The organism is Streptomyces sp. NPDC006463, assembly GCF_042870715.1.
GTDB lineage: Bacteria > Actinomycetota > Actinomycetes > Streptomycetales > Streptomycetaceae > Streptomyces.
On record NZ_JBIAHP010000015.1, the window covers coordinates 19140 to 39050 of the forward strand.

Below are 19911 nucleotides of genomic sequence, written 5' to 3' on the forward strand. Positions count from 1 at the left end.
GCGGTTCCTCACGAACCCTGCGGCTGGCGGGCGGAGTTGGTGTCCAGGCGCGGCCCCTTGGAGAGGAACTCCGACCACGCGATGGGCACCATGGCCGGTGTGACGCCCGCGTAGCCGAGCCGGATCTGCGCCTGGCTGGCCTCGGGCGCACCTCCCGAGGCGCCGCCCTTGGCCTGCTGGTCGGGGGCTCCGATCTTCGACTGTTCGGCGTCGCTGTCGCCGTTGGCCTGGACCGCGTACCGCAGGCCGGTGTCGGTGACCAGGAAGAGGGAGCCGCCTGCCGTGGTCTGCTTGCCCTGGACCTGGGTGTAGAGCAGTCCCGAGCCCGGGGTGACGTACGCGCTCGTGCCGCTGGCGGTGATGTCGATGGGGAAGCCGGTGCCCGCCCAGGTGCTCAAGGTCTGGTTGCCCTGGCCGTCGACCGAGCGCAGCACGTTGCAGATGGTGTCGCGGCCGGAGGCGCCGGAGCCTTGCGTTCCGGCGGCCGGTGCGCCCTGGTTGATCCGCTCGGTCTTCTTCTGCGGCCACTTGAGGTCGCCCGCGAACGGGGTGGCCTCCGGGCTGATGGCCTGGAGGTCGATCTCGCGTGCCTTGCCGTGCATGTTGAGGCCGTCGGTCGCGGGCGCCGAGATCAGCAGCCAGGCGACGAAGTCGGAGACCGGCGCGACTTTCCCCGGCAGGACCACGTAGTGCTGCGTGCCGGAACCGGTCTGGGCCATGAGCACCATGCCGACCTTGTTGTCGGCGGTGATCAGGCCCTTGACGTCGGCGTTCGCACCGGCCTTGCCGGGCAGCTGCGGGAAGGACAGGTCGTCGCCGGAGTTGAGGGTCCCCAGCCACTGCTCGGTGACCTGCTGCGGGGTGGCGCCGGTGCCGACCATGGCGTTGGTCATCGTGCCCGCGGCCGGGGTGCCCTCCGGGAACTTGTACTTCGTGCCCGCGGCGTCGATCAGGTAGCGCTCCTTGCCCGGGCCGGTGCTCTGCACGTACAGCGACTGCGTTTCGGCCAGCTTGCGCTGATCGTCCGTCAGGTGTGTTTCGCGGTCGGCGAGGACGAAGGTGGCGGTCTGCACGCCGCGCCCGTTGCCGCCCGGCTGCTGGCAGACGGCCCAGCGCTTGGCCTTGGCCGCGTCCGACTTGGCGGGGAGCCGGTCGGGTGCGTACGGGATGCCGATGATGGGCCCGCGGGGCGGCTGGCCCTTGTCGAGAACCTTGTCGTCGACCTGGATGACCTTGAACTTCGAGGGGTCCAGCAGGAGTCGGGCGGAGGCGAGGTTCAGCACCGGGTGCAGCCGGGTCTGGTCCTTGCCGTTCACCTTCGTCGTCAGGACCACGTAGCGGGTGGTGGAGTCCTTACCGACGATGACCTGGGTGCCGGGGTCCGCCCAGCCCTTGGGGGCCGTCGGCTTGAACATGCCCCAGGCGCCGAAGCCGGCGAGCACGACCGCGGCGACGATCAGCCCCGGCACGACGGCGCGCAGCGGGCGCGGTGCGCCCTCCTCGGTCCCCGTCGCGGACGGCTGGAGGAACGCGGCCACCGTGCGCCGCTTCGCAAAGGTGTACGCGTTGAGCTCATCACGTCGTGATGCCATGACCGTCTGCTTCTCCCCGCACGGCCCGGTCGGTGAGTACGGTCCCCGGGCCTCGATTGTCGGACCGGGCACCTACTATGCCTCTTGACGGAGGCCGCCCAGGGGCCGGGTAGGGTGAGGCTGCCGCTCAGCGCCTTCCGCACCGGGGTAATCAGGGCTTGTTGGGGTGGATTGAGGAGATTCCGGAGCCATGGGGCAGCTGTCGCGCAGCTCCGGGACTCACGGGGTCTGGTCCCGGAAAGGGGAGGTGCGCGAGTGATGGCCACCGCGACGCAGCCGCAGACTGGCGCGGCCGCACCCGCACGCGGCGGCGTGACGCCGCATCCGAAGTCGAGCCCTGGCCGCTTCGGTCCGTTCCGATTGCAACAGCTCGTGCTGCTTCAGGTGGCCGCGGCCCTCCTGTTGGTGGCCTGGGTGGTCGAACCGGTGCTGCTGGTTCCCGCCGGTGCGCTCGCGCTCGTACTCGTGGTGCTCGCGGTCGTACGCAGGCACCAGCGCTCCCTGCCCGAGTGGATCGGCGGTGCGCTCGCGCTGCGCGCGCGGCGGCGCCGGGCCGCGTCCCTCACCGTGCCCGCGGGCACCGAGCCCGGGCTCGCCCCGCTCGTCGAGGCCGATCCGGCGCTGCGCACCCTCACGTTCAGCGACCGCGACCGGCGGCCGGTCGGGATGATCGGCGACGGTACCTTCCTCACCGCTGTCGTCCAGGTGGACACGGACGCCACCGCGCTGCGGCCCGACCGGGGGGCGCGGCCACTGCCGCTGGGCGTCGTACGGGACATCCTCGAAGTCGACGGCATCCGGCTGGAGTCCGCGCAGTTGGTGCAGCACACCCAGCCCGCGCCAGCCCCGCACCTGCCCGCCCAGTCGATGGCCACCCGCAACTACGCGCCGCTGCAGGCCCGGACCGGTACCCCGGCGGTGCGGCTCACCTGGATCGCGCTCAAGCTCGACCCGGAGCTCTGCCCCGAGGCGGTCACCGCGCGAGGCGGCGGACTTCCGGGCGCCCAGCGGTGCGTGGTGCGGGTGGCGGACCAGTTGGCGAGCCGGCTGACCGGCGCCGGGTTCACGGCCACCGTGCTGACCGAGCAGGAGCTCACGGCGGCCCTGGCCACGTCCTCGTGCGCGAACCCGATGGCGATCACCCAGGCCGGACGGTCCGCCAGCACGGGACGGCGTACGGAGGAGACCCCGCGGACCTGGCGCTGCGACGACCGGCGGCACACCACGTACTGGATAGGCCGCTGGCCGCGGTTGGGCGGCGCGGAGGCCGCGGCGCTGCCGCAGTTCGTGGCGCTGCTGACCTCGCTGCCGGCCCTGGCGACGAACTTCAGCCTGACGATCGCCCCGGCGGAGCGCCAGGGCGTGACGCTGACCGGGCACGTCCGGGTCACCGGCCGCAGCGACGAGGAACTGGTCGCGGCCCGACGGGAGTTGGAACGGACGGCGCGCGGCGTGAAGACCGGGCTGGTCCGGCTCGACCGTGAACAGGTACCGGGGCTGCTGGCTTCGCTGCCGCTGGGAGGGGCGCGATGAGGGGCGGTTTCGGGCTGGTCGGCCCGCGGCGGGAGCGGCACGTGGTGCCCGCCGCCGACCTGGACGCGCTGGCGCTGCCCATCGGCGACGACGGGGTCGTCATCGGTGTGGACGCGGAAGGGCGGTCGGCGGTGCTCGGCGTCAACCGGCCGACGCCGTACGAGGTGACGCTGATCGGCGGTCTGTGGACGGCGCAGGTACTGGCGCTGCGCGCGGCGGCGACGGGCGCGCGGGTGGCGGTGGAGACGGGGCGCGGGCACGTGTGGTCCGGGCTGGCCCAGGCCGCGGGCGGCGGGCAGCAGTGCGTGACCCTGCACGAGGTGGGCCGGGTGCCGCCGCAGGGCGCGTCGGCGGGCAGCCCGGTGCTGGTGATCCGCGACTGCGGGATGCGGCCGCCGCGCGGGCGCGTGGTGGCCGGGCCCTGGCAGTCCGTGCTGACGTTGCTGCCGTACCTGAGCCCCACGGCGCCGCGGCTGCTCCAGCAGTCGTCGCTGGTGGGTGTGCAGCGGGTGTCGCCGGACGAGGCCGGGCAGATCGGCCGGCTGATGAGCCTGCCGCGGGCGGCGGTGGAATCCCTGCCGACGCTGGGCGACGGGGTGACGTTGTGGTGTACGCCACGGGACCGGCAGTTCGTGATGACCCAGGGGACGGACGCGGAGACGGGCCTGTTGGGCCCGGCGCGGCGGATCGACTGACTGTCGGCGGGGCCGACGGGGGCGGACACCGGCAGCGGAGCGCGATTAGGCTGAGCGCGGGCGCGGCGTCGAGGTGGGCGCCGGACCAGTGTTCGACAGACCAGGAGGACCAGTGAGCGGCGATCGGAACGAGAGGCGCGGCGGGACGTGGGACGTCCCGACGGACGATCAGTCCGACGCGGAGCCCGAAATGACGGGCGAGTTCACCATCGACTACACCCCGCCGGCCTGGTACACCCAGGGCGCGGCTCCGTCCGCGCAGGTGCCGGGGCTGCCCGAGGGCAGCGGCTTCGAGCCCCACCGTCCCTCGGACGTGGCCTCGCCCCCGACGATGCGGATCGCTCCGCCGAGCCCGCGTACCCCGTCCGATGGCGCGGGCCTGCCCGCACCCTTCACGGTGTCGGCCGATGCGGCCGATGCCCCTGCGCCCGCGCCGTTCCCGGCTCCGGCTCCGGCTCCGATCGAGGTCCCCGCGCCGTTCTCGGCTCCGGCTCCCGTCGACGTGCCGGCACCCGCGCCCGCGCCCGTCGAGGTGCCCGCGCCGTTCAACGTCCCGGCACCGGTGGAGGCTCCGGCACCCGCGCCGGTCGACGCGGCCCCGCAGTACCAGGCTCCGGTCGAGGCTTCGGCGCCCGCACCGTTCACCCTCTCCGCACCGGTAGAGGCCCCGGCGCCCGCGCCGTTCCCGGCTCCGGCACCGATCGAGGCCCCCGCGCCGTTCTCGGCCCCTGCTCCCGTCGACGCGCCGGCACCCGCGCCCGTCGAGGCCACCGAGCTGGTCGAGGCCCCGGCGCCCGCGCCGTTCACCTTCCCCGCGCCGGTCGAGGCTCCCGCGCCCGCACCGTTCGCTCCCCCGGCACCGGTCGACGCGGTCCCCGCGCCCGCCGAGGCGGCGGCGCCGAAGCCGTCCGAGGGCGAAGCCGGTCCGCACGACACTCCTGCCGAGGGGACGCCCCTGCTGCCCCCCGCGGAGCAGGCGGCCTCGCCGGTCAGCCCTACGGACGTACCGGTCCCCGCCGCTGAGCACCCGTTCGGGGGACCCGGTGGCGAACTGCCGCCGCTGCCGCCCTCGTTCGCGGACCAGACGGGCCAGACGGGCCAGACGGGCCAGACGAACCAGGCGGACCAGGACGGGTACTCGTTCCCGCCGCCGGCCCCCGCCCCGCAGCCGCAGCCGCAGGCGATGCCTACGCCGCAGCCCCCGCACCACGACCCCCGCACCGGCGCCCAGTGGCCCGCCGGCCAGCCGCAGCACCAGCCCCAGCCGCCCCAGCCGCACGACCCGCGCTACTCGGCCGCCCAGACCGGCGGCGGGGCTCCGCTCGGCTACACGGCCGCCGTCGAGCTGTCCTCGGACCGCCTGCTGCGCAACAAGCAGAAGCCCAAGACCGGCAACAACAGTGCCGGCGGGCGCTTCCGGTTCGGCGGCAAGGCGGCCGAAGCCGAGCGCCAGCGCAAGCTGGAACTGATCCGCACCCCGGTCATGTCCTGCTACCGCATCGCCGTCATCAGCCTCAAGGGCGGCGTCGGCAAGACCACGACCACCACCGCCCTCGGCGCCACCCTCGCCACCGAGCGCCAGGACAAGATCCTGGCCATCGACGCGAACCCCGACGCCGGCACCCTCGGCCGCCGTGTTCGCCGCGAGACCGGCGCCACCATCCGGGACCTGGTCCAGGCGATCCCGTACCTGAACTCGTACATGGACATCCGCCGGTTCACCTCCCAGGCGCCCTCCGGTCTGGAGATCATCGCCAACGACGTGGACCCGGCCGTCTCCACGACCTTCAACGACGAGGACTACCGCCGCGTCATAGAGACGCTGGGCCGCCAGTACCCGATCATCCTCACCGACTCGGGCACCGGCCTCCTCTACTCCGCCATGCGCGGCGTCCTGGACCTGGCCGATCAGCTGATCATCATCTCTACCCCGTCCGTGGACGGCGCCAGCAGCGCCAGCACCACCCTGGACTGGCTCTCCGCCCACGGGTACGCCGATCTCGTCTCCCGCTCGCTCACCGTCATCTCCGGGGTCCGCGAGACGGCCAAGATGATCAAGATCGAGGACATCGTGCAGCACTTCGAGACCCGCTGCCGCGGTGTCGTCGTGGTGCCGTTCGACGAGCACCTCGCGGCAGGCGCCGAGGTCGATCTCGACATGATGCGGCCCAAGACGCGCGAGGCGTACTTCAACCTCTCCGCCCTGGTGGCCGAGGACTTCCTGCGTGCCCAGCAGCAGGCCCCGCAGGGCCACTGGGGAGCCCCGCAACAGCCGCCGCAGCAGCAGCAGCACCAGCAGCCGTACCCGCAACAGCCTCAGCCCCCGCAGCAGCCGTACGGCCAGCCCCAGGGCCAGCCTCCGTACCAGCAGCCGCAGCCGCCCTACCAGCAGCCCGGCCAGCCCTACCCGCAGCCCGGCCAGCCCTGGCAGCAGCCCCCGGCGCCTCAGCAGCCGCAACCGCCGCAACAGCCCCCGCGCGACCCCCGCCTGGGCTGAGCCGACAGCACGAAGGGCCCGTACCGCCCCGGATCGATCGAGATCCGGGACGGTACGGGCCCTCGCCCGTTCGTCCGTCAGCGCTGCGCGTCGTACGCGTCCGTCAGCACCCGCGCCCGCTTCACGTCGTCCGCGATCGCCTCCAGCAGCCCGTCCAGCGACTCGAACTTCGCCATCCCCCGCACGTACGCGAGGAAGTCGACGGCCACGTGCTTCCCGTACAGGTCCAGGCCGATCCGGTCGATCGCGTACGCCTCCACGGTCCGCTCGGTCGCGTCGAACTGCACGTTCGTCCCCACCGAGATCGCCGCGGGCATCCGCTCGCCGTCGGCCGTCAGCCAGCCCGCGTACACCCCGTCCGCCGGGATCGCGGTGTGCGGCTGCGTCTCGACGTTCGCCGTCGGATAGCCGAGCTCGCGCCCGCGCTGCGCACCGCGCACCACCACGCCCTCGACCCGGTGCGGCCGTCCCAGGACCTCGGCCGCGCCCTCCATGTCGCCCTCGGCGACCAGCCTGCGCGCAAGCGTCGAGGAGAACGGCACACCGCCGCCCGCCTCGCCCCGCTCGACCAGGTCCACGACGTCGACCTCGTAGTCGTAGGTGGAACCCAGCTCGCGCAGGAAGTCGACGTTCCCTGCGGCCCGGTGGCCGAAGCGGAAGTTCGGGCCCTCTATGACGGACCGCGCGTGCAACTTGTCGACCAGCACCTTCACGATGAAGTCGGCCGGGGACAGCTGCGAGAACTCCGCCGTGAACGGCAGGATCAGCAGCGCGTCCACACCCAGGCCGGCCATCAGCTCGGCGCGCCGGTCGTAGGGCGCCAGGATCGGCGGGTGGCTGCCCGGGCGGACGACCTCGCTCGGGTGGGGGCTGAAGGTGACGACGACGGACGGGAGGCCGAGCGCGTGCGCCTTGGCCACGGCCCGTCCGATGATCAGCTGATGACCGCGGTGCACGCCGTCGTAGGAGCCGATGGTGACGACGCTGCGTCCCCAGTCCTGGGGGATGTCCTCCAAGCCACGCCAGCGCTGCACTGTGACCGCTCCTCGCCCGAACCCGTTTAGGCCTTGTACTGATTGCCGATTACAGGTCTAAGACTGCCATGCCGCTGCCCGGTGCCCCGCATCGGCATCTGCCTCGCACGGCCACCGCGTCATATCGTCACGTCACATTTGCGGCGGCCCTGCCGAAGGTCTCCACCGTCCGCCGTGCGCTCGGGCCCAGCAGGGCCGCCGCCTCACCTCCCGCCCGCGCCAGCCAGCGCGCCACGAGCCCGCCGAAGGCCGGGTCGGACCGGGCCAGCTCCACCGTCCGCCGCTCGAACACCGCCGGCCCGCCCGGAGCCCCGAGCCACGGCCGCCCGGTGCGCCGCAGCAGCTCCCGCGTACGGTCCTCCGGGCGGGCTGCGGCGCCGGCCGCGACGGCTCCCAGGAACGCGTCGAGCACCCGCGGGTCGGTCTCCTCGCGCAGCAGTGCGTCGGCCAGCTCGCCGCGCAGCGCGTACGAGGCCTCCCCGCCCGGCGCGGCCAGTACGGCGGCCAGTCGGCCCGTACCGGCGCCGGGGCGGACCGCACTCCCTCGTCCGGCCCGCCCGGCCGGGCGGGCCGGTGGCCCGGCACCGGATCGAGCGATCCCTGCCCGGGCCACAGACAGCGCCGGGCGGCCTCGTGGACCCGGTCGGCCGCGCGCGCCGCGAGCCGCCTGGCCCCGGGGCCGTGCACCCGGGCCGCTCCGGGCCGGGCGGCGGCGATGCGGACGGCGGCGCGCAGGCACAGGAGGTCCAGGTGGGCGGCGAAGACCTCGTCGCGGCCGGGGCATCGGGCCGTGACCCCGGCCGCGCGGATCCCGGCGAGCAGGCGCAGGGTGAGCGGGTGCCGGGCGTCGGACTCCCGGACGGAGCCCTCGGGGATGCCGAACCGGGCCCGTGCGGCGACGGCCTCGGCGGGGGTCAGGTCGCCGAGCGGGAGGGCCGGCGGCATCCGCCGGGACGGGCGGGCGCCGGCGTACAGCACCTCGGGCGGGCAGAGGGCGCCGACCCGCTCCCAGTGCTCGGGCCGGGCGGCGACGGCCAGCCGGGCCCCCGCCGCGCGCAGCCACCCGACGGTCGCAGCGGTCCAGGCTCCCAGGCGGTGCGCGAGCTCCGGCGGCATCTCCTCGGGGGCGTCGAGCACCACGAGCAGCGCCCGCCCGGCCGCGTCCGCGACCCGCGCCGCCTGCCCGGCGTCCGTGTCGGGCGCGGACCGGTCCACCAGGACGGCCCGTCCCGCGGCGGACGCGATCTTGGCCGCCGAGACCAGCGCCCGCGTCACCGCGTCGGCCACCGAGGCGTCCCCGCCGTGCAGGTCCGCCCCGCGCAGCCACACCGTCGGTGCGGGACGGGCCGCGCGGGCCCGGCGCACGGCCAGGGCCGCCAGCGCCGTGGTGCGGCCCGTGCCGGGGGCTCCCACCAGGCCGAGGACAAGGCGGTCCCCGGCCGTGAAGGCCTCCAGTTCGGCCGCGGTCCCCGGTCGCTCGACGGTTTCGCAGGCGGGCTCGGCCTCGCCCGGGGGCAGGGCCGCGCCCAGGGTGGTCCGGGTCAGTTCGAGGACCCCGGCGAGGTTCAGGTCCGGCCCGTACGCCGGCACGGTCGCGGCGTTGCGTTCCAGCAGCGCGGCCAGCGGGCCGTCCGGGTCGGCTCCGGCCGCCGCCCGCGGGGCCACCGCGAAGCCGCCGGAACGGTGTTCCGCGCGCAGAGCGGTGCCCAGTACCGCGAGCACCGCTCCGGTCCGCGCGTCGAGGACCGGCCCCCCGCAGGCCTCCCCGCCCAGGCTCAGCGCGTCCCGCCCGTCCGTACCGATCGCCAGCTCGACCGCCGAGCTCGTGGGCACGGCGTGCAGCCGGTCCGCCGCCGGGTACGTGACGTACGTACGTTCCCGGAGCGATCGCCTCGCGCATCGCCACCGGCAGCGGCCGCACCCCGAGCCCGTCGGTGCGTACGAGTGCCGGCGCGAGCCCCGGCAGCGCGATCACGTCCCCCGCCTCGGCCAGCCAGGTGCGCCCGCCCTGGCCGGGCCCGCGGAGCACCACCCGGCTCAGGCCGTCGACGGCCTCGTGACTGGTGACGACCGTCCCGCGGTCGTCGGCGACGAATCCACTGCCGCGCGCCCGCCCGGCCGGATCGCAGATTGTGACGAGCTCCGCCATGGCCGCACCACTCCCCCGCAACGCCCCGTGCTCATGACGGTAGGCAGGTGAAGATCAGCACGAAAAGCACGCGAGGCGAACGCGCCCCCTAACGCTCCCTCCATTCACTCCGAGCGCCTGCTCGGACGGGTGAATACGAGGGTCCGGGTGGATAGAGACCTACCCGAGGGGGGTCGTGGAGCGGTGAGCGGCAATGTGCGCTCACCGCTCCACGTCGGCGGACCGGCTGGCGCGTGGTCAGGCGAAGACCGCGAGGGCCTTCGCCTTGCCGCCCTTGCTCTCCACGAGCCCGAGCAGGTTCCCCTGCGGCCCGAAGACCGCGACGGTCCGGCCGGCCGGGTACTCGTCGGGCATGTCGATCCGCACGCCGTTGGCGAGCAGCGAGGCGCGCCGGGCGTCCAGGTCCCAGCGCGGGAAGGCCGCGGCCGCCGCCTCGCCGATCGGCATGACGGTCAGCTCCTCCTGGAGCTGGTCCAGCGTGCGCGCCCGGTCGATCTTGTACGGGCCCACCCGGGTGCGCCGCAGCGCGGTCAGGTGGCCGCCGACACCCAGGTCGGCGCCCAGGTCACGGGCGAGCGCGCGGATGTACGTACCGCTGGAGCAGACCACGGAGACGACGAGGTCGACGACCTTGGTGCCGTCCTCGGCCTCCGCGTCCCGCATGTCGTACACCTGGAACGACGAAATGGTCACCGGGCGGGCCGGGATCTCGAAGTCCTCGCCGTCGCGGGCGCGCTTGTAGGAGCGCACGCCCTTGATCTTGATGGCGCTGACCTTCGACGGAACCTGCATGATCTCGCCGGTCAGCTTCGCGATGCCCGCGTCCACGGCCTCCCGGGTGACCCCGGCGGCGTCCGTGGAGGAGGTGATCTCGCCCTCGGCGTCGTCCGTCAGGGTGTTCTGGCCCAGCCGGATCGTGCCGAGGTACTCCTTCTCCGTCAGCGCGAGGTGGCCGAGGAGCTTGGTGGCCTTCTCGACGCCGAGGACCAGCACGCCGGTCGCCATCGGGTCGAGGGTGCCTGCGTGGCCGACGCGGCGGGTCCTGGCGATCCCGCGCATCTTGGCGACCACGTCGTGCGAAGTGAAGCCGGACGGCTTGTCGACGATGACAAGGCCGTCCGGAGTCTTCCCTGCGTTGGTGCTCATTCCGCGGCTGCGTCCTCGGAGTCGTCGGCGTCCTCACCGGGCTTCTTGTACGGGTCGGCGTCGCCGGCGTACTGGGCGCCGGAGGAGACCTCACGCACCTGGGCGTCGGAGGCGCGCGCCTTGTCGAGGAGGTCCTCGATGGTCTTGGCGTTCTCCGGGAGGGCGTCCGCGACGAAGGTCAGGGTGGGCGTGAACTTGGTGCCCGCCGCCCGGCCGACCGCGGAGCGCAGTACGCCCTTGGCGCTCTCCAGGCCCGCTGCCGCGCTGGCCCGGTCCTCGTCGTCGCCGTAGACCGTGTAGAAGACCGTGGCCTCCCGCAGATCGCCGGTGACCCGGGTGTCCGTGATGGTCACGTGCGTACCGAGGCGGGGGTCCTTGACACCACGCTGCAGCTTCTCGGCCACCACCTCCCGGATGAGGTCCGCCAGCTTCTTCGCCCGCGCATTGTCGGCCACTGGTCCGTCTCCTTCTTATGTCTTGCTATCAGTCTTCATCACCGTGGAGGCGCCGTCGTACGGACAGCAGCTCCACTTCCGGACGCGCTGCGACCAGCCGCTCGCAGCGGTCCAGTACGTCCGAGAGGAACCCCGCGTCCCCACTCACCAGGGCGACCCCTATGCGGGCCCTGCGGTGCAGGTCCTGGTCGCCCACTTCAGCCGCGCTCACGGAGAACTTGCGTTGGAGCTCGGCCACGATGGGCCGTACTACGGAGCGTTTCTCCTTCAGCGAGTGGACGTCGCCGAGGAGCAGATCGAAGGACAGAGTCCCCACGTACATGCAGTTCCGGATATCCCGCCGGTGCGGGTTCGGTGGCCTGCCGGCCGTCGCTCGGCAGGGTCACCAGAACCGTACACGCAACGGCCGGGGCCGATCGACGGATATTCCGTCGACCGGCCCCGGTGTTACGAGTTACGACACGGTGCGAACCGCCTCGCGCTTACGCGCGGGGCTTCTCGCGCATCTCGTACGTCGCGATGACGTCGTCGATCTTGATGTCGTTGTAGCTGCCGAGGTTGATACCGCCCTCGAAGCCTTCGCGAATCTCGGTGACGTCGTCCTTGAAGCGGCGCAGACCGGAGATGGTGAGGTTCTCGGCGATGACCTTGCCATCGCGCAGGAGCCGCGCCTTGGTGTTGCGCTTGACCTCGCCGGACCGGATGAGGACACCGGCGATGTTGCCCAGCTTGGACGAGCGGAAGATCTCGCGGACCTCCGCCGTACCGAGCTCGACCTCTTCGTACTCCGGCTTGAGGAGACCCTTCAGGGCCGCCTCGATCTCCTCGATGGCCTGGTAGATCACCGAGTAGTAGCGGACGTCGACGCCCTCGCGGTCCGCCATCTGCGCGGCACGGCCGGCCGCACGGACGTTGTAACCGATGACGATGGCGTCGGAGCCCATCGCCAGCGAGATGTCGGACTCGGTGACCGCACCCACACCGCGGTGCAGGACGCGGATGTCGACCTCTTCACCGACGTCGAGCTGGAGCAGCGAGGACTCGAGGGCCTCGACCGCACCGGACGCGTCGCCCTTGATGATGAGGTTGAGTTCCTGGACCAGACCGGCCTTGAGGACCGAGTCGAGGTCTTCCAGGGACACCCGGCGGACGCGCTTGGCGAAGTTGGCGTTGCGCTCACGCGCAGCACGCTTCTCGGCGATCTGACGGGCCGTGCGGTCCTCGTCGACGACGAGGAAGTTGTCGCCGGCGCCGGGGACGTTGGTGAGACCCAGGACCAGGACGGGGGTCGACGGACCCGCTTCCTCGACGTTGTTGCCCTTGTCGTCGAGCATGGCGCGCACTCGGCCGTAGGCGTCGCCCACGACCATCGTGTCGCCGACGCGGAGGGTACCGCGCTGGACGAGGACGGTGGCGACGGCACCGCGGCCGCGGTCGAGGTGGGACTCGATCGCAATACCCTGAGCGTCCTGCTCCGGGTTGGCACGCAGGTCGAGCGAGGCGTCGGCGGTGAGGACGACGGCCTCAAGCAGGGAGTCGATGTGCAGACCCTGCTTGGCGGAGATGTCGACGAACATCGTGTCGCCGCCGTACTCCTCGGCGACCAGACCGAACTCGGTGAGCTGACCGCGCACCTTGACCGGGTCGGCACCCTCGACGTCGATCTTGTTGACCGCGACGACGATCGGGACGCCGGCGGCCTTGGCGTGGTTGAGCGCCTCGATCGTCTGCGGCATGACGCCGTCGTTGGCCGCGACCACGAGGATCGCGATGTCGGTCGACTTGGCACCACGGGCACGCATGGCGGTGAACGCCTCGTGACCCGGGGTGTCGATGAAGGTGATCTTGCGGTCTTCGTCGTTGACCTGGGCGCTGACCTGGTACGCACCGATGTGCTGCGTGATGCCGCCGGCCTCGCCCGCAACGACGTTCGTCTTGCGGATGGCGTCGAGCAGTCGGGTCTTACCGTGGTCGACGTGACCCATGACGGTCACGACCGGCGGACGCGGCAGGAGGTATTCCTCGCCGCCCTCGTCCTCGCCGAACTCGATGTCGAAGCCCTCGAGGAGCTCGCGGTCCTCTTCCTCCGGGCTGACGATCTGGACGACGTAGTTCATCTCGCCGGCCAGCATCTCGAGCGTCTCGTCGGAGACGGACTGCGTGGCAGTGACCATCTCGCCGAGGTTCATCATCACGGCGACGAGCGACGCCGGGTTGGCGTTGATCTTCTCCGCGAAGTCGGTGAGGGAGGCACCGCGCGACAGGCGAACGGTCTCGCCCTGGCCGCGAGGCAGCATCACGCCGCCGACGGACGGGGCCTGCATGGCCTCGTACTCCTGGCGCCTCTGACGCTTGGACTTGCGACCACGACGGGCCGGACCGCCGGGACGGCCGAAGGCACCCTGCGTGCCACCACGGGCACCGGGACCACCGGGACGCCCGCCGAAGCCGGGACGACCGCCGCCACCGGCACCGGCCGGACCGCCGCCGAAGCCGCCGCCACCGGGACGCGGGCCGCCGAAGCCGCCGCCACCCGCGGGACGCGAGCCGGGACCGGCCGGACGGCCGGCGAAGCCGCCGCCACCGGGACGACCGGCGCCACCGGGACGCGGACCGCCCGCACCGGGACCACGGCCACCGGGGCCGCCGCCGGGACGGGGACCGGGACCACCGGCAGCGGGACGCTGCGGCATCATGCCCGGGTTCGGACGGTTACCGCCGGGAGCACCACCCGGACGCGGGGCGCCGCCCTGCGGACGGGGCATGCCGCCGGGGGTCGGGCGACCGGCACCCTGGCCCTGCGGGCGCGGAGCGCCGCCGGGACCGCCCTGCGGGCGGGGAGCACCCTGGCCGCCGCCGGCGCCGGGGGCACCGGGACGGGGCGCGCCGGCCGGACGGGGCGCCTGCGGGCGCGCCATACCGGTGGAGCCACCAGAGGTGAACGGGTTGTTGCCCGGACGGGGACCCGCCGGACGGGCGCCCTGCGGACGCGGGGCCGCGCCGCCGGGGCGAGGGGCCTGGGCACCGGGAGTGGCGCCGGCCGGGCGCGGGGCGCCGGGACGGGCACCGGCCTGGCCACCCTGGGCCGCCGGACGCTGCTGCGCCGGACGGGGACCGGGAGCCGCGGCGGGACGCTCGGTGCGCGCCGGGGCGGCCGGAGCCGCTGCCGCTGCAGGCGCGGAGAACTCGGTCGCCACGGGCGCCGCCGGAGCGGGCTTCGGGGCGGGAGCCTTCGGGCCGGGACGCGGGCCGGAGGCGGCCGGAGTCACCGGGGCGGGCGCTGCGGCGGCCGGAGCCTCCGCGACGACCGGCTTGGGGGCCGGTGCGCCGGGCTTCGGCGCAGCGGGACGTGCGGGACCCGGGGTCGGGGCCCCGGGCTTGGCGGGGGCAGCCTTGCGGGGCGCACCCGGCTTGGCAGCGGACTTGCCGGCGTTGCCGCCGGGCCCCTGCAGTGCATCAGTCAACTTGCGTACAACCGGCGCCTCGATCGTCGAGGACGCCGAACGGACGAACTCACCGAGTTCCTGGAGCTTGGCCATGACGACCTTGCTCTCAACTCCGAACTCCTTGGCGAGTTCGTATACCCGGACCTTAGCCACTTCGCTCCTTTTAGGTCCGGGTTACGCCGGACCGTTGCTACTTCATGGGCGTACTCATCGCGTACTCATCGAGTGCTCATCGCAATCTCGACCTACTTCCAACTCGCGAGGTACCTGACCGCACGGGGTATCCGTGCCGTTCTACGTCTTACGGTGTCGCCTCGGCCTGACCGGCCAGGACATTGCGCAGTTCCGTCGTGTCGAGCGCTCCGGCGGACCGGAGGGCCCGGGGGAACGCCCGGCGGCGGACCGCCTGGTCGAGGCAGACCACGGCAGGGTGCACGTACGCACCCCGGCCGGGCAGCGTACCGCGAGGATCGGGGACGCATTCGTCCTCGATCGCCACGATGCGCAGCAGATCGCTCTTGGCCGCTCGCTCCCGACACCCCACACAGGTTCGTTCGGGGCATGCGCGGGCTTGCGTCCGGCCAGACACGCCTAAGTCTACCTCCCCGCACCGACCCTCCCCCGACAAGTTCCGGGCGAAAATCGAACGGCTGTTGTGTTGTGGTGATCCACGGGGCCGGTGTAAGGCCCTCGTGGTCCCTGTCTACCGCCCGGGTAGCCCCGGGCGGTACCGGTTTATTCCCCGTCGCGGTCCGAGGGCTGCTCGGTGTCGGGACGGATGTCGATGCGCCAGCCGGTGAGCCGCGCGGCGAGGCGGGCGTTCTGGCCCTCCTTGCCGATGGCCAGCGACAGCTGGTAGTCGGGCACGGTCACCCGGGCGGAACGGGTGTCCCAGTCGACGACCTCGACCTGGCTCACCCGGGCGGGTGACAGCGCGTTCGCGACCATCTCCGCCGGGTCGTCCGACCAGTCGACGATGTCGATCTTCTCGCCGTGCAGCTCGGCCATCACGTTGCGCACACGGCTGCCCATCGGGCCGATGCAGGCGCCCTTCGGGTTCAGGCCCGAGCGGGTGGACCGTACGGCGATCTTGGTGCGGTGACCGGCCTCACGGGCGATCGCGGAGATCTCGACGCTGCCGTCGGCGATCTCGGGGACCTCCAGCTGGAAGAGCTTCTTCACCAGGTTGGGGTGGGTGCGCGACAGCGTCACGGACGGACCGCGGACGCCCTTCGCCACGCGCACGACGTACGCCTTCAGGCGCAGACCGTGCGTGTACTCCTCGCCGGGGACCTGCTCCTGCACCGGCAGGATGGCCTCCAGCTTGCCGATGTCGACGAGGACGTTCTTGGGGTCCTTGCCCTGCTGGACGACGCCGGTGATGACGTCGCCCTCACGGCCGGCGAACTCGCCGAAGGTCAGGTCGTCCTCGGCGTCGCGCAGACGCTGCAGGATCACCTGCTTGGCGGTCGTCGCCGCGATCCGGCCGAAGTCCGACGGGGTGTCGTCGAACTCCTTGGGCTCCTGGCCCTCTTCGAGGTCCCTCGGGTCTTCCGTCGCCCACACGACCACGTGACCGTTGGTGCGGTCCAGCACGACGCGGGCGCGGCGGAAGCTCCCCTCGGTCCGGTGGTACGCGATGAGGAGGGCCGACTCGATCGCCTCGACGAGCAGGTCGAAGGAGATCTCCTTCTCCCGGACCAGACCCCGCAGGGCACTCATGTCGATGTCCACGACTACGCCTCCTCTTCCTTCTTGTCCTTGCGGCTGAACTCGATCTCGACACGCGCCTTGGCGATGTCGGTGAAAGCAATACGGCGGGCGGTCGCCTTGCGGCCCTTCACGCCCGGGACTTCGAGGTCCAGTCCCTCGTCGTCGACGTCGAGAACGCGGGCGATCAGTTCCCCGCTCCCGGTCAGCTGGAACTTCACGAGACGGCCGATCGCCCGTACGTAGTGACGGTGCTCGGTCAGCGGGCGGTCGGCGCCCGGCGAGCTCACCTCGAGGACGTACTCGTCCTCGCCCATGACGTCGGTCTCGTCGAGCAGGTCGGAGACCTCGCGACTCAGCTCGGCACACGCGTCCAGCTCCACGCCCTCGTCGGAGTCCACGATGATGCGCAGCATCCGGCGCTTGCCCGCCCGGGACGTCTCGATCTCTTCGAGGTCCAGGCCCTTGGCGGCGACGAGCGGCTCCAGCAATCCGCGCAGCCTGTCGCTCTGGGTGGTGCTCATCCGGGTGACTCCTCGGCCGCGTGTGCTGTTGTGGTTTCCGTCGTGTGTCAGGTCAAAGGGTATCCGGTCGCGGAGGGTGTTGCCGTCAGCCCTGTGGACGGAGCCCCGGGTACCGTGATCACACCCTGCCCCGCCATCACCCCCGAGGACGTCGCCGTGCCCTGGACTCTGCCACCGAGGCCCTCGCGCCGGAGCCTGCTCGCAGGAGCCGCCGGCGCCGCCGGTGCCGCGCTGCTCAGCGGGTGCTCCGCCGCCGGTTCGCCCGACACCGCTTCCGGGATTTCACTCGAACAGCGGATGCGGGAGGCGGCCGTTCGTGACAGCGCGCGGCTGCTGGAACGTTACGACGCCACCGCCGCCGCCCATCCGGACCTGGCGCAGCGGCTCGCCCCGCTGCGCACCGCGGTCGCCGCGCACGCCGCGGCGCTGTCCCCCGCCCCCGCGGGCGCACCGTCCCCGTCCGCTTCCGCGTCCCCGTCCGGCGGTACGGGCGCGGCCGCTCCCGCGGCGAGCGGGGAGCCCGTGGCGCCGGGGCCCGCCGAGGCCCTGACCGCCCTCGCGGACGCCGAGCGCAGCCTGTCGGAGGCCCGGACCATCGACCTGGCCGGCGCCCCGGGGGAGCTGGCCCGGCTGCTGGCCTCGGTGGCCGCCTGCGGCGCCGTACACGCGTACCTGCTGACCTCGACCCCCGGAGCCAAGCCGTGAAGCCCGAACCCACCACCGCCGGCCAGGCCCTGGAGGCGGCGCAGGCCGCACTGGCCGCCGAGCACGCGGCCGCGTACGGCTACGGGGTGATCGGCGCCCGGACCACCGGAGCCCGGTCGACGGAGGCCCGCGAGGCGTACGCCGGCCACCTCGCCCGGCGCGACGCCCTCGCCCGGACCGTGCGGGAGCTCGGGGGCGCGCCCCGGCCGTCGGAGGCGGCGTACGCCCTGCCGTTCGAGGTCCGCACCCCCGCCGAAGCCGAGCGGCTGGCCGCCGAGATCGAGGACCGGGTGGCGGGCGCGTACTCCGACCTGGTGCGGGCCGCACAGGGCCCGCTGCGCCGCATGGCGGCCGACGCGCTGAGCGCGGCGGCCGTGCGCGCGGCACGCTGGCGTGGTGTCGGCGTAGCCTTCCCTGGGCTCACGGAAAAGCGCTGAAGTGGCACGACGGGCCCAGCACAGCTGAAAGGGACCACGCACGCATGGCTTTCGAACCGCCGCAGCGGCTTGTACGGGCGCTCGGCGAGATGCCGGAATCGGCGCAGGACGCGGACTGGCTGCGCCAGTTGCCCCGGATCACCGAGGCCGCGCTGGACCGGCGTGGGGTGCAGGCCCAGCGGGTGCAGGCCCCGGGCGGCCGCAGCAGTCTGGTCGTCCTCGTCCGGTACCCCGACGGGACCCCGGCCGCTCTGAAACTGGCTCCTCCGCACGCCCGGCCCGACCGGGAGCTGGCCGCGCTGGCGCACTGGGGCGGTTTCGGGGCCGTACGGGTCCTCGATTCGCGGCACCACGAGGAGGACGGGGCGCTGCTGCTGGAACGGCTGCACCCGGAGGTCTCGCTGCGGTCGCTGCCGGAGGCGAAGGCGCTGCTGGAGGCCAGCGGCACGCTGCGCAGGCTGTGGGTGGCGCCGCCGGCCCGGCACGTCTGGGAGACGGTGGCGGAGCGGGCCGAGCGGCAGTCGGTGGCGCTGAAGGCGGCCCCTGCGGAGGTCAGGCCGCTGGCCGACGCGGCGCTGGCGATGCGCGACGAGCTGGTCGCGGCCCCGCCGGAGGAGCTGCTGCTGCACGGGAACTTCCGGCAGGGCAAGGTCCTCGCCGGCGAGCGTGCCCCGTGGCTGACGGTGGGCCCGGACCCGCTGGTCGGCGAGCGGGCGTACGACCTGGCGCGGCTGGTCCGGGACCGGCTGGAGGACCAGATGGCCACCTCGGCGGGGGCGGCGGGCGCCCGGCGCCGGGTGAACAAGCTGGCCGACGCCCTGGAGGTGGACCGGGACCGGCTTCGGGGCTGGACGGTGTTCCGGGCGGTGGAGTCGGGCAACCGGGCGCTGGCCGCCGGGCGGCGACGGGACGCGGAGCTGCTGCTGGAGTTCGCGGCCTGGCTGTAGGGCATACCGTTTAAGTAGGTATGTCAGTCCGGCAGGGGGCCGTCATGGTCGAAGAACTGCTGACAGCGGCGGTCGCCGTGGGTGTGGGCGTCGCGGTCTACGTGGGCGCCGCGGCCCGGGTGGTGAAGCAGTACGAGCGCGGCCTGGTCTTCCGCTTCGGCAGGCTGCGCCAGGAGATCCGGCCGCCCGGTTTCGCGATGATCGTGCCCGGGATCGACCGGCTCAGAAAAGTGAACATGCAGATCGTGACGCTGCCGGTGCCCGCGCAGGAGGGCATCACGCGGGACAACGTCACGGTGCGCGTGGACGCGGTCGTGTACTTCAAGGTCGTCGATCCGGCGAACGCGATCGTGGCGGTGGAGGACTACCGCTTCGCCGTCTCGCAGATGGCGCAGACCTCGCTCAGGTCGATCATCGGCAAGTCGGACCTGGACGACCTGCTGTCCAATCGGGAGATGCTCAACCAGGGCCTGGAGCTGATGATCGACAGCCCGGCCGTGGGCTGGGGCGTGCAGATCGACCGGGTCGAGATCAAGGACGTGTCCCTGCCGGAGACGATGAAGCGGTCGATGGCCCGGCAGGCGGAGGCGGACCGGGAGCGGCGGGCCCGTGTGATCAACGCGGACGCGGAGCTCCAGGCCTCGCACAAGCTGGCCGAGGCGGCGGAGGTCATGTCAGAGCAGCCGGCCGCGCTGCAGCTGCGCCTGCTGCAGACGGTGGTCGCGGTGGCGGCGGAGAAGAACTCGACGCTGGTCCTCCCCTTCCCGGTGGAGCTCCTGCGCTTCCTGGAGCGCGCCGCGCCGCCGGCGGGGCCGGTCGCGGAGGGGGAGGGGGCCCCGGCCGCCCCCGGTTCCCCGGCCGCTCCGGCTCCCTCGGCGCCCCCTTTGGATGACGCCGAGGCTCCCCGTGCGGTGACCGGCCCGCCCGGCGGACTGTCCCTGGACGGCTCGCCGCCGCCCGCGCCGGGCCCGTCCCCGGACGGCCCGGCGCCGCCCCCGTCGGGCACCGACGAGCCGTGCGGCTAGCCGGAGCCCGGGCGGC

Annotated in this window: 17 protein-coding genes; 7 read left to right on the forward strand and 10 right to left on the reverse strand. The window is 73.3% G+C overall.

The window, feature by feature from the left end:
* Positions 1-8: 8 nt before the first annotated feature.
* Positions 9-1592 (reverse strand): type VII secretion protein EccB, encoded by a 1584-nt coding sequence (eccB, locus tag ACFYOB_RS25915; protein ID WP_388563281.1) that lies wholly within the window; start codon positions 1590-1592, stop codon positions 9-11.
* 258 nt (positions 1593-1850) lie between these two features.
* Here eccB and eccE point away from each other — a divergent pair, with 258 nt between their 5' ends.
* From eccE to ACFYOB_RS25930, 3 genes are all read left to right on the forward strand, one after another.
* On the forward strand, positions 1851-3125 hold the full coding sequence (eccE, locus tag ACFYOB_RS25920) for a type VII secretion protein EccE (RefSeq protein WP_388563283.1): 1275 nt from the start codon (positions 1851-1853) through the stop codon (positions 3123-3125).
* Positions 3122-3820 carry a hypothetical protein gene (locus ACFYOB_RS25925; protein WP_388563285.1) on the forward strand — a complete coding sequence of 233 codons (699 nt, stop codon included), beginning with the start codon at positions 3122-3124 and terminating at the stop codon, positions 3818-3820. Before eccE ends, ACFYOB_RS25925 begins: the two co-directional genes overlap by 4 nt.
* Positions 3821-3932: 112 nt before the next feature.
* The gene (locus ACFYOB_RS25930) at positions 3933-6317 is read left to right on the forward strand and encodes an SCO5717 family growth-regulating ATPase (protein ID WP_388563287.1); all 2385 of its coding nucleotides are present in this window, start codon (positions 3933-3935) and stop codon (positions 6315-6317) included.
* 77 nt (positions 6318-6394) lie between these two features.
* On the opposite strand, the gene ACFYOB_RS25935 is transcribed toward ACFYOB_RS25930, so the two are convergent.
* The 9 genes from ACFYOB_RS25935 to rimP form a co-directional block, all read right to left on the reverse strand.
* Entirely contained in the window at positions 6395-7351 is a 957-nt protein-coding gene (locus tag ACFYOB_RS25935) for a bifunctional riboflavin kinase/FAD synthetase (RefSeq protein ID WP_388563289.1), read from the reverse strand.
* 132 nt (positions 7352-7483) lie between these two features.
* Complete coding sequence (locus ACFYOB_RS25940) at positions 7484-9184, reverse strand: hypothetical protein (protein WP_388563291.1); 1701 nt, start codon at positions 9182-9184, stop codon at positions 7484-7486.
* A gap of 553 nt (positions 9185-9737) precedes the next feature.
* Complete coding sequence (gene truB / locus ACFYOB_RS25945) at positions 9738-10646, reverse strand: tRNA pseudouridine(55) synthase TruB (protein ID WP_388563293.1); 909 nt, start codon at positions 10644-10646, stop codon at positions 9738-9740.
* Positions 10643-11101, reverse strand: coding sequence for a 30S ribosome-binding factor RbfA (rbfA, locus tag ACFYOB_RS25950; RefSeq protein ID WP_388563295.1), 459 nt, complete (start codon positions 11099-11101; stop codon positions 10643-10645). Before rbfA ends, truB begins: the two co-directional genes overlap by 4 nt.
* Before the next feature lie 28 nt (positions 11102-11129).
* Positions 11130-11423 (reverse strand): DUF503 domain-containing protein, encoded by a 294-nt coding sequence (locus ACFYOB_RS25955; protein WP_030651158.1) that lies wholly within the window; start codon positions 11421-11423, stop codon positions 11130-11132.
* A gap of 160 nt (positions 11424-11583) precedes the next feature.
* Entirely contained in the window at positions 11584-14700 is a 3117-nt protein-coding gene (infB, locus tag ACFYOB_RS25960) for a translation initiation factor IF-2 (protein WP_388563297.1), read from the reverse strand.
* 148 nt (positions 14701-14848) lie between these two features.
* Positions 14849-15136: a YlxR family protein gene (locus ACFYOB_RS25965; protein ID WP_388563299.1), complete on the reverse strand. Its 288-nt coding sequence runs from the start codon at positions 15134-15136 to the stop codon at positions 14849-14851.
* Between the two features lie 146 nt (positions 15137-15282).
* On the reverse strand, positions 15283-16281 hold the full coding sequence (gene nusA / locus ACFYOB_RS25970; protein ID WP_388563301.1) for a transcription termination factor NusA: 999 nt from the start codon (positions 16279-16281) through the stop codon (positions 15283-15285).
* A 2-nt stretch (positions 16282-16283) separates the two neighbouring features.
* Entirely contained in the window at positions 16284-16781 is a 498-nt protein-coding gene (rimP, locus tag ACFYOB_RS25975; protein WP_388563303.1) for a ribosome maturation factor RimP, read from the reverse strand.
* Between the two features lie 114 nt (positions 16782-16895).
* Here rimP and ACFYOB_RS25980 point away from each other — a divergent pair, with 114 nt between their 5' ends.
* Genes ACFYOB_RS25980 through ACFYOB_RS25995 form a run of 4 tightly spaced genes read left to right on the forward strand, consistent with a single transcriptional unit; the run spans position 16896 to position 19895 of the window.
* Complete coding sequence (locus tag ACFYOB_RS25980; protein ID WP_388563305.1) at positions 16896-17486, forward strand: hypothetical protein; 591 nt, start codon at positions 16896-16898, stop codon at positions 17484-17486.
* Entirely contained in the window at positions 17483-17923 is a 441-nt protein-coding gene (locus tag ACFYOB_RS25985; protein ID WP_388563307.1) for a ferritin-like domain-containing protein, read from the forward strand. Before ACFYOB_RS25980 ends, ACFYOB_RS25985 begins: the two co-directional genes overlap by 4 nt.
* Positions 17924-17967: 44 nt before the next feature.
* Positions 17968-18870, forward strand: coding sequence for an aminoglycoside phosphotransferase family protein (locus ACFYOB_RS25990; protein ID WP_388563309.1), 903 nt, complete (start codon positions 17968-17970; stop codon positions 18868-18870).
* A gap of 44 nt (positions 18871-18914) precedes the next feature.
* Entirely contained in the window at positions 18915-19895 is a 981-nt protein-coding gene (locus tag ACFYOB_RS25995) for a slipin family protein (protein WP_388563527.1), read from the forward strand.
* Positions 19896-19911: the final 16 nt, after the last annotated feature.